This window comes from Bacillus sp. GbtcB14 (assembly GCF_019091205.1).
GTDB classification, from domain to species: domain Bacteria; phylum Bacillota; class Bacilli; order Bacillales; family Bacillaceae_G; genus Bacillus_A; species Bacillus_A cereus_AG.
Genome location: NZ_JAGXJT010000013.1, coordinates 45,488 through 58,890, shown reverse-complemented (window position 1 = coordinate 58,890; position 13,403 = coordinate 45,488). Strand labels below are relative to the sequence as shown.

The following is a 13,403-nucleotide window of genomic DNA, read 5'->3' as shown; positions in this document are numbered from 1 at the left end:
TTACTTAATATTTTCGATAGGATGTTAATTCTTCATGTAGACAATTCTCTCTAACAAAACGATGACACTGAAAAAATATAGACTCGATATCCTCTGTATTATGACTAAGTATGCGTATGACAAAGCCTTTACATGGTGTAGAAGATATTCCAATTTTCATATTGTTAGTGTTAGATAGTGATGTTTTCAATGCTGCAATTAAATCATTTGTAATGTTCTCATTAATAACTATGAAAGTACCATAATGGGAATATTGATTTAATATTCCCATTTGATCTAACGACTCTTTGAAAGGGTTTAACAATAGATGATCGTATACTACAAGTTTATTTTCCATATATATTTTTGTTAACGAATCAAAATATTGGTATGTGAATTTCTCCATATTTGGCGACCAACCAGGCGTAACTGAATCGCATAAAATCAATGTAGAATTATTTTGCATATATATATTTGTTTTTTGCTTATATGCTGCATCCTTGTACATAATTAACGGGTCTGGTAGATATTCCATAACAGCATTCTCACCAATATAAACATTCAATTCTTGCAAAGCATAACTATTTGGAGTCTTGTAAACTTTCGTTGCCGATTGGCTTGTTATATATGTTTTCGCATCTTTACCAACATTTATATTTATAGAATAGAAATCTCCTTTTAAATAGCCTCCACCAGAATTCATAATATAGTAATATGCTCTACCATACTCGTCCAAATATATTGGCTGCGTTACTTTTAAGGCATCTTTATGATAAACCTTAATAGGTACGGTTTTATGTCTCTTTTCCATCACATCAATATTTAAGACACCTGTAGGGGATTTCATTTTTTCAATCCTTCTAACATAATGTTTTGTCGCATCCAATTTATTAATTCTTGTAAACCTTCCTCATCCTTCAAATTTGTAAAAAAGTATGGTTTATTATGTCGGTAATTTTTCGTATCCTGCTCCATAACTCCAAGATCAGCCCCTACATAAGGTGCCAAATCCGTTTTATTAATTACAAATACATCAGATTTGATCATTCCTTGTCCACCTTTACGCGGAATCTTTTCTCCCTGTGCCACATCAATAATATAAATTGAAAAATCCACTAGCTCCGGACTAAATGTGGCAGCTAAATTATCACCCCCACTTTCAATAAAAATAATATCTAAATTATTATGTCTCATCATAAGTTCTTCAATTGCTTCAAAATTCATAGAAGCGTCCTCTCGAATTGCTGTATGTGGACACCCTCCTGTCTCTACACCAATAATTCTATCTTCTGGCAAAACACCTGTTTTCAATAAAATCTTTGCATCTTCTTTCGTATAAATATCGTTTGTAATTGCTGCAATTTCATAATCTGTATTTAGATGTTTTGTTAACTTTTCAACTAACATTGTTTTCCCAGCACCTACTGGGCCACCGATACCAATTCTAATAGGCTTTATCATTTTATTTTTTCCTCCCTATGACATGAAGACCCTTACATTTACATCTTCATGTTGCATTTGATTTATTTCGAATTCAGGATCATTCAATCCAAAATCCTCTAATGAAAGTATTTGAATTCTATCAATAGATTCACAGATTAATTCATGGCATTCTTGTAATAATTTTTGACCATCTGTTTGTCCAAGAGGAATGGCTCTCACACCGTTTTGAATTATACTTCCAACACTTGAGTATAAGAAAACTAAGAGCGTTTCTTCTATTGTCATTTTCAATTCCGCTCCTAATATTCCGTATACGATACTCGGATGACCTTGTAATTTATTACCCATAATATTTTCTTTATATATATTTAAATTTACAAATGAGAACAATTCACACAATAATTTAGAAGTACTTTTACTAATCATTCTATTTGCTTTTCTACATTCAAAAGGCAGTGTTTGTGCTGTTATTAAATCATCTAAAAATGTAATTTGTTCTCCCTCATTAGTCTTAATTGCTTCGTAAGTATATTTGCAAATTAAGCCATCCGTGTATGTTAATTGGACTTTTATATATCGATTAACCCATTTGAAAAATTCGGCTTTACTTGTAACTTGTCCCTCTTGAATAAACGTTTCTAATCCAAAAGAGTGACTAAAACTTCCTGTTGGGAAGTTCGAATCACTAATTTGGAGTAGGTTAAGTAGGTTAAATATGTTTGTGTGAAGCATGCTTGAATGGTTTTGGTAATACTCTATTTTCTTTTTGATAAGGAACACCTTCCTTTTTAAGTAAATCTTCTACTAAGTAGTCATTTGCCAAAATCATGCACCCTTCATCGAATTGTGCTGGTAAATGTCTATTTCCTAAGTTATGAGCAATAATTCCCATTTCTTTTATTGATGTTGGAGTAATTACAATCACCTCTTCTGGTAATACTTCAATATATACAATTCGATTTTCATCTTCATATAAAATATCACCGTTCTTTAATGTTTCTCCACTATCTAAAGACACCCCAATTTCAAAACCAGATTCTGAATATAATTTCTGAACCCTCTTCAGTAAAAGCTCACTAGAAATCGATATTTTATCAAGATGCTTTGTTGTATTTGAGAAATCATTCATATTACATACGTTGTTATTAATTTTTTCAATAATCATTTTATCTCCCCCGTTATATCAAAATAAAAAATATCTTTGAGCCATAGGTAGTATATCTACTGCTTCACACGTGATTACTTGTCCATCAACTTTAACTTCATATGTCTGCGGATCTACTTCAATTTTTGGTGTTGCATTATTTAGTTTCATATCTCGCTTCGAAATCTCTCTCGTATTTTTAACAGGTAATACAACTTTATTTAAACCTAATTTTTCTTTAATATTATTCTCATAAGCTACTTTCGATACAAATGTAATCGAACTTGACTGTACTGCTTTTCCATATGCACCAAACATCTTTTTTTCATAATATGGTTGTGGGGTAGGAATCGAAGCATTCTCGTCTCCCATTAATGCCATCACTACCATCCCGTTTTTCAAAACCATATCTGGCTTAACACCGAAAAATTGTGGATCCCATATTACAAGGTCTGCATACTTTCCTACTTCAATAGAGCCAACATATTCTGAAATCCCATGTGTAATAGCTGGATTAATTGTATACTTAGCTATATAACGTTGAATTCTATTATTATCGTTATATTCTTTATCTCCCTCTAAACTACCAATCTGCTTTTTCATTTTATCGGCAGTTTGCCAATTGCGAATAATAACCTCGCCAACCCTTCCCATCGCCTGTGAGTCAGAGCTAATCATGCTGAAAACCCCTAGATCTTGCAAAATATCCTCTGCCGCGATTGTTTCTTTTCGAATCCTTGAATCTGCAAACATTACATCTTCTGGAATATTCGCTTTTAAATGATGACATACCATGAGCATATCTAAATGTTCATCCAACGTATTCACTGTATATGGCAAGGTCGGGTTCGTTGAAGATGGTAAAATATTATTCAGCGCAGCAATCTTTATAATATCTGGTGCATGCCCACCTCCAGCTCCTTCAGTGTGGTACGTATGAATAACACGATTATCAATAGCTTTTATCGTTTCTTCCACAAAACCACATTCATTTAAAGTATCCGTATGAATAGCGACTTGAATATCATATTTATCAGCAATCTGTAACGAGTGATTAATTGCTGAAGAAGTCGCTCCCCAATCTTCATGGATTTTCAATCCGATAGCCCCTGCAAATATTTGTTCTTCCAGGGCAGGTAGACTTGAACTATTTCCTTTCCCTAAAAACCCAAGGTTTACAGGAAAAGCTTCTGCTGCTTCTAGCATTTTTCTTAAGTTCCAAGATCCAGGTGTTATTGTAGTTGCCTTAGTCCCTTCTGCCGGTCCTGTTCCCCCACCAATTAAAGTTGTTATACCTGAAGCTAATGCTGTATCAATTTGTTGTGGGGATATGAAATGCACGTGTGTATCAATACCTCCAGCTGTAACGATTTTCCGCTCACCAGAAATTACTTCCGTTGATGTTCCAATGATGATATCAATATTATCCATAACTGAAGGATTACCACTCTTACCAATTGCTGAAATCTTTCCATCTTTTATACCAATATCCGCTTTATATACTCCTGTATAATCAATAATAATTGCATTGGTAATAACAACATCCACAACACCCTGTTCCCTTGTAAGTTGCGAATTTTGTCCCATACCATCCCTAATTGATTTTCCTCCACCAAAGACAGCTTCATCACCATATACGGTGTAATTTCGATCAATATGTGCGAATAATTGTGTATCCGCTAAACGAATAGAATCTCCTGTAGTTGGACCATATAAATCAGCATATTGTTTACGTGACATCTTAAAACTCATGCTATCTCCCTCTTTTTTTGTAAGATTGAATATCGCCATCCACTTTATTTTTAAATCCATATACTTCTTGCTTCCCTGAGTATGGAACTAATTCAATCGTTTTTTCATCCCCAGGCTCGAATCTTACCGCTGTACCCGCTGGAATATTTAAATGTTGTCCAATCGCTACACTACGATTGAACTTTAACGCCTCATTCACTTCATAAAAGTGGTAATGAGATCCAATTTGAATCGGTCTATCTCCCTGATTTAACACCTTAACTTCCGTTACTTTTTTATTTTCATTACATACTATGTCTTCTTTCGCAAGGATATATTGCCCTGGAATCATCTCATTCACTTCCTTTAATGAATTGGTTGATGAATAGTTACTAATTTTGTTCCATCAGGAAAAGTTGCCTCAACTTGAATATCTGATATCATGTCTGCAATACCATCCATAACATCTTCAGCACTTAAAATGTTTTTTCCAAGCTCCATTAATTCCGCTACATTTTTACCATCTCTTGCTCCTTCCAAAATTTCATACGTAATAATAGCGATACTTTCTGGATAGTTTAACTTAAGCCCCCTCTCCTTTCGTCGATAAGCTAAATCAGCCGCAACAACTACTAGCAGTTTATCAATTTCTCTTGGCGTTAATCTCATTACACTCTTCCTTTCTGAAGTATTTTAAAACTAAGAATATTCTAAAAATAAATAGTGTACTTCCAATGTCCTTTCCGTGTTTTCTCCATGTTTTTTTGCTATCAATCAAATAAAAAAAGAGCCCATCGGCTCTTTTTTTATTTTCCTTCATTCTTCTCTAACACATACAAATCTTCTTCAATATTAGATAGTTTCTCTGTTACAAGCTTTCTAGCATCTCCAATTGCTTGATTGTATGCAAATGGTCCTACTAATTTTATCATTTCTTCTATTAATCGCTCTGCTTGAAAACGTCCAATTTCATCTAAATCTTCTTCAACGAAAAACTGTTGAATTTGTGCTACAAGCTCTTCTTTTTTATCATTTGGTATTTTTATATTCATCATCATTTGTTACTCCTCTATATTTAAGATAGTACGTTTCTTAACTCTACCATAGAAAAGCGATTTCCAGGACAAGTTTTTGTAACTCCTTCTAACTCTCTATGACCGAGTATATTTTCTTTCTTTATAGCAAATTGCTTCATAAACAGTTTACATAAAGAATATAATGCATTCACTTGTGCAGGAGTTGGATTGTATTTATCGAAATTTCCCGTCATACATATTCCAATTGTATGACGGTTATGGTCTTTCGCGTGCGCTCCAATATGTAAACCTCGTCCTTCCACTACAGTTCCGTCCTCTTCGATAAAATAGTTGTAACCAATCCCGCTCCACCCTTTTACAGTTTGATGAAATTCATGCGTTTTATACACGTCCCACCCATCTTCAGCTGTATGGTGAATAATCAGTTTGTTTACTTTTTCTAAAGGAACTAATTCATCTTGAAATGTTAGATTGACACGTTTAATTTCCATTTGAACTGCCTCCTCTTAAAAATCAATCATAATAATCGTTTTATCATCTGGTCTTATTCTCTTTTCCTCTTCCAGCTCTTCAATGATTGCTACATATTCGTTTATATTATTCTTTCTTATATATGCAACAGTTTGTTCGAGTGGCCAATCTGGGTGGAATAACCCGTCTGAACAAATAAAAATCCCACTCACTTCATCTATATGTAATTCACCATGTTGTAAATAATGTATCGCTTCTTTCATTCCATTTGCAACTGAATAACCATTTGGCATATTTGCAAGATAACGATTGTACTTTAATTGTTCTCGAACATCTTGAAAAACAGGTTCTTCCGGCACAGATAAACCTTTTTTACGATCTTCTTCCCTCTTCCTTTTTGCTCGTTTACTAATTCCTTTAACCGTGTCTTTCGTTAATACTTGCATCGTTCCATTTTGAAAAGTTGCGATAATCATACAGTCCCCAAGCTGCGCATATTCAATTTTCTCACCATCTATTTGAACTGCCGCAATACATGTACACCATAAATGCTCTTTCTTTCTCGTATCTACTTTATATTCCAACATTTTGCTTTGCAATGCTTCATTTGCTTTTGCAACTGCAAATTGTAAACTACGATTCTCTCGTAATGAAGTAAAATAACTTGCAAATAAATGCGAAGCGATGTATGCTCCATTATGTCCCTTTTCATCACGAAACGGGACGAGCGGTGTTGCACCATCACATACACCATACATCTTTTTTTCGTCATTACAAAAATAAGAATCCTCACATTCTTGCTTCAACGGGCTTTTCTGTTGATACGTTTTTATCCTCATATCTGTATCCCCTTTCAAATGATAAAATACTCGAATTCTTTTGATTAATCTAATTTTCCGAAATAAACTGTTTTTCCCTAAAACTTTCAATATCATATATAATCTTGAAATAATATGAATTTTTTAGTGAAGGACGGGAAAGAAATGGTTAGATTTCTTGGTGTTATTATCGGTTCTATTATTATTGCGATTGCCTTTAATCTTTTCCTTATCCCCCACAAAATTTTAAGTAGTGGAATTGGCGGAATTGCTATTATTTTAGGGATTGTAACGCCTGTAAACACAGGTATTATTAACTTCGTATTAAACTTACCTATCCTTATTTTAGGATACATAGGTCTTGGAAAAAAAGTCATTTTTAACACTGTTATCTCTGTTATTGTATTATCTGTTGCATTATACTACGTCCCAGTAAAAGTCGTAGCAACAGACGCACTTTTATCATCTATCTTTGGTGGTGTCATTGCCGGAGCTGGTATCGGTCTTGTTTTTAACTGTAATGGATCAACTGGTGGATTTGATATTATCGGTATGCTATTGTCTCGAAAAAGAGACATTAAACTTGGTGGATTCCTTATTATTTTAAATGCAGTCGTTGTAATAATTGCAGGATTCTTCTTCACTTGGGATGTTGCTCTTACAAGCTTACTTTCAATTTATGTAACTGGTAAAGTGATCGATGCTATTCATACGAAACATCGAAAGGTTACACTTATGATTGTAACAAATGAAGCAGAAAAAATGAAAAAACAACTTCTTTCAACTGTTGTACGTGGAATTACATTACTTGATGGCGAAGGTGCTTATTCCAGCGAAAAAAAACGTGTACTTATGACCGTCGTTTCTCGTGAAGAATTGGCAAGTATGAAATTAACAATTTCTGAAATTGATCCTCATGCATTCGTTAACATTACCGAAACGGTTGAAGTATTAGGATTATTTAGAAAAGCTTAAAAAACTAGGTGGATTTCCACCTAGTTTTTATTTTTCATAAATTCAATTCGATTTCCAAATGGATCTGACACGTAAAATCTAATTACATCTGGTCGTGCATGATCATCTATTACTTCAATACCTTGCTTTATTAACTCTTGTTTAAATTCATCAATTTTTAAAACATAAAAAGCTGGATGTGCCTTTTTAGCTGGATTAAAGTTTTTCTCAACTCCGATATGAATCTCTTGATTTCCACACTTAAACCAGCACCCACCACGCTTCTTTAATTCCTCTGGCTTCGGTATTTCCTCCATACCTATTTTTTTACCATAAAATTCTCGTGCTTCTTCTTCACACCCTACAGGCGCAGCTACTTGCACATGATCAATCCCTTGAATATAACTTTTCATTTCCTCTCCCCCTCTTCTATCCTAATATTATAAGGAAAATACCCGCCTGTAACTGACAAAAGATTTATAAAACAATATAAGCTCCCCTTATTACCACCTTACATTCACTTTGCAAAAAATAAAGAAAACAAAATTTATTCTATAACTTCCATTTTTTATAGAAATACACATTACATCTATATTATAGTTATGAATAGACAAATCTTTTTAGATGCTATTTGTACGGAGGAACTATTATGAGTCGTAAAAAATATTCATCAACTCAAAGAAAACGTCATCCGAACATTTCTAGACGTTTGCGAAACCATATACAAGATCGTTCATTAACAAAAATGTACGCATCTCTGTTCGAGCACAATCCTGATAGTATTATTTCATTAAATTTAGAGGGAGTTATTCTACATATAAACCCTTCTGCCGAAAGAATATTAGGTTACACTTCTTTAGAATTAGAACAGAAAAATATTACCTCTATTTTAGAAGCACATATTTCCGAGCAAGTATTACAAAATATAAAGAATACTGAAGCGGATAATCAACAAGAGTACATCATATCTATTTATCATAAAAATGGATTCTTATTAGACGTCGTGACAAAACTAGTTCCAATTTTTGTCCAAAATCGTCTAACTGGCGTATATGCCATTATGAAACCGCTTGAAAAATCAGAAAGAATTGAGAATATGCTAAGAGAAAGTGAGAAGCGGTTACGTACATTAGTGAACTCCATGCCTGCGTTTGTTATATTTAAGGATCATGAAGGGCGCTGGCTTGAAGCAAATGACTACGCACTTTCTTGTTTCAATTTTCATCATGTACCTTACCACGGGAAAAAAGATAGTGAACTCATTCAATATAATGAAGCATACCGAGAAGCTTTTTTACATTGTGAAGAAATCGACGAACTAGCATGGCAACAAAGACAAATTCTTCATGGTGAGGAATTTATTATACATAGAGATGATTTCGACCTAATCTTAAGTATATCGAAAGTTCCACTTTATCATCCTGATGGTTCTCGCAAAGGTCTTATTGTGATGGGAAGAGATGTGACTGAGCTAAAAGAAACTGAAAAGTTATTACGAAAATCTGAAAAGCTCGCGGTAGTCGGACAACTGACAGCTGGAATTGCCCATGAAATTCGAAATCCACTCACTTCTCTAAAAGGTTTTCTAACGTTGCTACTCCCTGAAATAAATGAGGAACATAAATGGTATATCGATGTTATGTTAAGTGAGATTTCACAAATGGAATCCATCACAAGTCAATTTATGGCGATGTCCAAACCACAAGTATTATCCATTCAAACGTGTAACATACAAACTTTAATCGAAGAAGTAGTTACATTTATTTTACCGACTGCCATTATGCATAGCGTTCATATCATAATGGATCATTTTGATTACGTATGTGATATTCAATGTGATGGTAACCAATTAAAACAAGTTTTTATAAACATATTAAAAAATGCGATAGAAGCAATGCCAAATGGCGGAAATATTTTCATCCAAACAAAACCATTAGAGGATACTTTCATCTTAATACGTATTATAGATGAAGGTTGCGGTATCCCAGAAGATCGTATCTCTCGTTTAGGCGAACCATTTTATAGTTTAAAAGAAAAGGGAACTGGACTAGGATTAATGATGTGTTACAAAATAATTGCAGAACATCATGGTAAGTTAGACATTTCAAGCGAGTTAGATAAAGGTACGATCGTTGATATTCAACTTCCGCTTTCTTCATCTCATCTTGCAATCCATTCTTAAATAAAAAAGAAGCATCTGCTCATCAGTAGCAGATGCTTCTTTTTTATTTACTTTTATAGTACTGTATCGTCATACCATTCTTTTGCTTTTTCTACTTCGCCCATTGTTAATTGATGCCCTCTATTTTCCCAATGCATTGTTACAGTTGCATTTGCATTTTCAAATAGTACCTTCAATTCCTCTGACTCTGCTGATGAACAAATCGGGTCATTTGTCCCAGCAGCAATAAACACGGATTTCCCTACTAAATTAGGCAATTGCGTTCCTCTTCTAGGCACCATTGGGTGATGAAGCACAGCGCCTTTTAATGCATTTTCGTAATGGAATAATAAGCTTGCAGCAATATTCGCTCCATTTGAATAACCAATAGCTACAATGTTATTTCTATCAAATTCATATGTTTTTGCTGCCTCATTTAAAAACTCATTTAATTCCTTCGTACGGTAAATCAAATCCTCTTCATCAAAAATGCCTTCTGCTAATCTACGGAAGAAACGCGGCATACCATTTTCTAATACATTTCCCCTAACACTTAATACAGATGCTTCCGGATCAATTATTTCTGCAAGTGGTAATAAATCTAATTCGTTACCACCTGTACCATGAAGTAATAACAACACTGGTTTTGACGTATCTTTTCCTTTTTGAAAAACATGTTTCATCATAATCCTTTTCCCCTTTCAATCACTTTAATCTAAATTTTTCACTTCAAATGGTAAAAGTGTTTGTTCAATTTGTTTTCTATGTTGTTCATATTGTTCCGGTAACTTTAATTCCTCACCCATCGTCTCTAACGATTCATCATGAGCGAAACCAGGAGGATCTGTTGCAATTTCAAATAAAATTTCGCCGTGTTCTCTAAAATAAATTGCGTTAAAATAATTTCGATCTTGTACAGGAGTTACACCGTATCCAAAACGAGACACATGCTCTTTCCAGTCTAGTTGATCAACATCATCACTCGCTCTCCAAGCAATATGATGAACTGTACCAACACCCATCTGGCCACGCCCAATTGTTGATAACCTTAAGTCGATAATATTCCCAATGTCAGCAGAAGAACGGAATCGTACAAATTCACCCTCTTCTCCAATTTTCTCAAGACCCATAACATGCTCTAACAATTCAGCAGTTTTTTGAGGTTGTGCCGATAAAAGAACCGCACCGCCAAATCCTTTAATTGCTACTTCTGGCGTAACTTCTCCAAAAGTCCAATTATTTAATTCGCCCTCTTCTCTTTCCACTAATTCTATATGCAAACCATGTGGATCATCAAATTCTAAATACTGCTCTCCAAATCGAGTTATTTTTGTATACGAAACATCGAATTTTTCTAATCTATTTTCCCAAAACTCCATTGCACCTTTTGGTACGACATAAGACGTAACGCCTACTTGACCGTCCCCAATAATCCCTTGGCGAGCACCTGCCCATGGGAAAAACGTAATAATTGTTCCAGGCTTTCCTCCTTCATTACCAAAATAAAGATGGTACGTACCTGGATCATCAAAATTCACTGTTTGTTTCACTAAACGTAAACCTAACACACCAGCATAAAAATCTACATTTTCTTGTGGGTGTCCTACGATTGCAGTAATATGATGTATGCCCATTGTTTTCTTTTCCATTTCGTCCACTCCTTTTTATTCCATTATAAAAATTGCTTTACATTAAAATTCATTATTCATTTTGTCCATACTGCAAAGTAAAATCCATCGTTACGATTTTATCTTTAATTCGAGATATAAGCTGTAAAATTACACATTATCTCCTATATCACTAAATTAATCTCGGATTCGAGATAATTCTCAAAAAAATATTTACTCTATCTGAAATCTTTATTCGGAACACAAATTATCTTAAACTCAACATTAATTATAAGTTACTTACTTTTAGTTGTCAATAAGTTACTTATTTTCATTTTAAAACAAAAGAGAGTAAATGCTAGTTATCATTTACTCTCTTCACTAATTATTTCGTTTCCTCTTTCAGTACTGCTTCCATCTCATTAAATTCACGATGAATTGCTTTAACTGGTTCTTTCGTTAATAAACTTACAACAATAACAGCTAATAAACTACAGAAAAATCCAGGTACCATTTCATACATAGTCGCTTTTAAGCTTGGAATTTGTACCCAAGTAATAACAACTACTGCACCGACAATCATACCAGCAAGAACGCCCCATTTGTTCGTTCTCTTCCAATATAAGCTTAATAAAATGGCAGGTCCGAATGCTGAACCAAACCCTGCCCAAGCATAACCGACAAGTGTTAAAATCGTATCACTTGGATGATACGCTAAAACAACTGCAATCATAGCTACTACTAATACTGACAGCCTACCGATAAATACAAGTTCTTTATCACTTGCGTTACGACGGAAAAATGTTTTATAGAAATCTTCCATTACTGCACTTGAAATAACAAGTAATTGTGAGGAAATACTACTCATAATCGAAGCCAAAATAGCTGACAATAAAAACCCAGTAATGTACGGATGGAATAGAATGTTTGAGAATGTTACAAAGACCATTTCTGGGTCTTGTAATGTCGCATTATTTTTAGCGTAATAAGCAATACCAACTAGACCAGTAAGCATTGCACCTATAATTGAAACCGTCATCCAACCGATACCGATTCTACGAGAAGTTTTTAAATCTTTAATAGAGGTAATTGCCATAAAGCGGACAATAATATGCGGTTGACCAAAATACCCGAGACCCCATGCTAAAAATGAAATAATCCCAAGAATTGTAGTTCCTTTAAACATGTCTAGATGCGATGCATCAACTTGCTTAATTGTATTGAATGTTTCTGTTACACCGCCCACGTCTGTAAAAGCAACAATTGGCACTAATACAAGAGCAATAAACATAATACAACCTTGCACAAAGTCAGTCCAACTTACTGCTAAAAAGCCACCGAATAGTGTATAAGCAACAACGACACCCACAGTTACAAATAAGCCAATTTTATAATCAAGGTTGAAAGAATTTTCAAACAAACGTCCACCTGAAACTAAACCAGCCGACGCATAAAATGTGAAAAATACTAAAATGACGATAGCGGAGACAAAACGAAGTATTTTCGTACGATCTTTAAACCGATTTTCTAAAAAATCTGGAATCGTAATTGAATCATTTGCCACTTCTGTGTACGTTCGCAAACGCGGGGCAAGAATTAAATAGTTTGCATAAGCACCTATTAATAAACCTATCGCAATCCATACACTTGATAATCCTGTTGCATACATCGCACCAGGTAATCCCATTAGCATCCAACCACTCATGTCAGAAGCACCAGCTGATAAAGCTGTAACTGCCGGACCAAGTCCTCTTCCGCCTAACATATAATCTGATAAATCGGATGTCTTCTTATAAGACCAATAACCGATATACAACATACCTGCCATATAAATAGCAAGCGAAACCATAATCTCAATCTTCACCAAATCTCTCCCTTAGTTACATAAGCCATTCAAAATTTCGAAACCTGACTTTTTCTATTTTCTTGTTTTCGCTTATGGTTCCCTACCTTAACAAACATTTTTTGTTCTTTCAAGTGAACAAACCCTTTTCACTACATGTGAAAACCTTTATAAACGCCTTTACCCCAGTGGATTACCCGGGATTTAAAATGAAT

General features: G+C 34.3%; 16 protein-coding genes. 2 read left to right on the top strand and 14 right to left on the bottom strand.

Annotation, left to right across the window (positions count from 1 at the left end):
* Positions 1-4: 4 nt before the first annotated feature.
* The 10 genes from KVT31_RS25505 to KVT31_RS25460 form a co-directional block, all read right to left on the bottom strand.
* Positions 5-826 (bottom strand): urease accessory protein UreD, encoded by an 822-nt coding sequence (locus KVT31_RS25505; protein WP_088097322.1) that lies wholly within the window; start codon positions 824-826, stop codon positions 5-7.
* Positions 823-1,440 (bottom strand): urease accessory protein UreG, encoded by a 618-nt coding sequence (gene ureG, locus KVT31_RS25500; RefSeq protein ID WP_016080654.1) that lies wholly within the window; start codon positions 1,438-1,440, stop codon positions 823-825. The genes KVT31_RS25505 and ureG overlap by 4 nt, the downstream gene beginning before the upstream one ends.
* Positions 1,441-1,455: 15 nt before the next feature.
* Entirely contained in the window at positions 1,456-2,154 is a 699-nt protein-coding gene (locus KVT31_RS25495; RefSeq protein WP_088097323.1) for an urease accessory protein UreF, read from the bottom strand.
* Positions 2,132-2,587, bottom strand: a complete 456-nt coding sequence (locus tag KVT31_RS25490) for an urease accessory protein UreE (RefSeq protein ID WP_088097324.1) — start codon at positions 2,585-2,587, stop codon at positions 2,132-2,134. The genes KVT31_RS25495 and KVT31_RS25490 overlap by 23 nt, the downstream gene beginning before the upstream one ends.
* Positions 2,588-2,605: 18 nt before the next feature.
* Positions 2,606-4,318: an urease subunit alpha gene (gene ureC / locus KVT31_RS25485; RefSeq protein WP_088097325.1), complete on the bottom strand. Its 1,713-nt coding sequence runs from the start codon at positions 4,316-4,318 to the stop codon at positions 2,606-2,608.
* Position 4,319: 1 nt separating this feature from the next.
* Positions 4,320-4,649 (bottom strand): urease subunit beta, encoded by a 330-nt coding sequence (locus tag KVT31_RS25480; RefSeq protein WP_048544111.1) that lies wholly within the window; start codon positions 4,647-4,649, stop codon positions 4,320-4,322.
* A 14-nt stretch (positions 4,650-4,663) separates the two neighbouring features.
* A complete protein-coding gene (locus KVT31_RS25475) occupies positions 4,664-4,966 on the bottom strand; it encodes an urease subunit gamma (protein ID WP_001241327.1) in 303 nt (100 codons plus the stop codon).
* A 137-nt stretch (positions 4,967-5,103) separates the two neighbouring features.
* On the bottom strand, positions 5,104-5,355 hold the full coding sequence (locus KVT31_RS25470; RefSeq protein ID WP_001994665.1) for a DUF2164 domain-containing protein: 252 nt from the start codon (positions 5,353-5,355) through the stop codon (positions 5,104-5,106).
* A 17-nt stretch (positions 5,356-5,372) separates the two neighbouring features.
* Positions 5,373-5,825: a peptidoglycan recognition protein family protein gene (locus KVT31_RS25465; RefSeq protein WP_088097326.1), complete on the bottom strand. Its 453-nt coding sequence runs from the start codon at positions 5,823-5,825 to the stop codon at positions 5,373-5,375.
* A 15-nt stretch (positions 5,826-5,840) separates the two neighbouring features.
* Complete coding sequence (locus KVT31_RS25460; protein ID WP_088097327.1) at positions 5,841-6,644, bottom strand: protein phosphatase 2C domain-containing protein; 804 nt, start codon at positions 6,642-6,644, stop codon at positions 5,841-5,843.
* 114 nt (positions 6,645-6,758) lie between these two features.
* Here KVT31_RS25460 and KVT31_RS25455 point away from each other — a divergent pair, with 114 nt between their 5' ends.
* Positions 6,759-7,598 carry a YitT family protein gene (locus tag KVT31_RS25455; RefSeq protein WP_140392523.1) on the top strand — a complete coding sequence of 280 codons (840 nt, stop codon included), beginning with the start codon at positions 6,759-6,761 and terminating at the stop codon, positions 7,596-7,598.
* A gap of 20 nt (positions 7,599-7,618) precedes the next feature.
* Here KVT31_RS25455 and KVT31_RS25450 read toward each other — a convergent pair whose 3' ends face one another.
* Positions 7,619-7,990, bottom strand: coding sequence for a VOC family protein (locus KVT31_RS25450; RefSeq protein ID WP_088097329.1), 372 nt, complete (start codon positions 7,988-7,990; stop codon positions 7,619-7,621).
* 236 nt (positions 7,991-8,226) lie between these two features.
* Between KVT31_RS25450 and KVT31_RS25445 the strand changes: the two genes are divergently transcribed.
* Positions 8,227-9,759 (top strand): BA3702 family sensor histidine kinase, encoded by a 1,533-nt coding sequence (locus KVT31_RS25445; protein WP_088097330.1) that lies wholly within the window; start codon positions 8,227-8,229, stop codon positions 9,757-9,759.
* Positions 9,760-9,812: 53 nt separating this feature from the next.
* On the opposite strand, the gene KVT31_RS25440 is transcribed toward KVT31_RS25445, so the two are convergent.
* From KVT31_RS25440 to putP, 3 genes are all read right to left on the bottom strand, one after another.
* Positions 9,813-10,424 (bottom strand): alpha/beta hydrolase, encoded by a 612-nt coding sequence (locus tag KVT31_RS25440; protein WP_088097331.1) that lies wholly within the window; start codon positions 10,422-10,424, stop codon positions 9,813-9,815.
* A gap of 24 nt (positions 10,425-10,448) precedes the next feature.
* Complete coding sequence (locus KVT31_RS25435) at positions 10,449-11,387, bottom strand: ring-cleaving dioxygenase (RefSeq protein ID WP_088097332.1); 939 nt, start codon at positions 11,385-11,387, stop codon at positions 10,449-10,451.
* Positions 11,388-11,730: 343 nt separating this feature from the next.
* Positions 11,731-13,209, bottom strand: a complete 1,479-nt coding sequence (gene putP, locus KVT31_RS25430; protein ID WP_140392524.1) for a sodium/proline symporter PutP — start codon at positions 13,207-13,209, stop codon at positions 11,731-11,733.
* Positions 13,210-13,403: the final 194 nt, after the last annotated feature.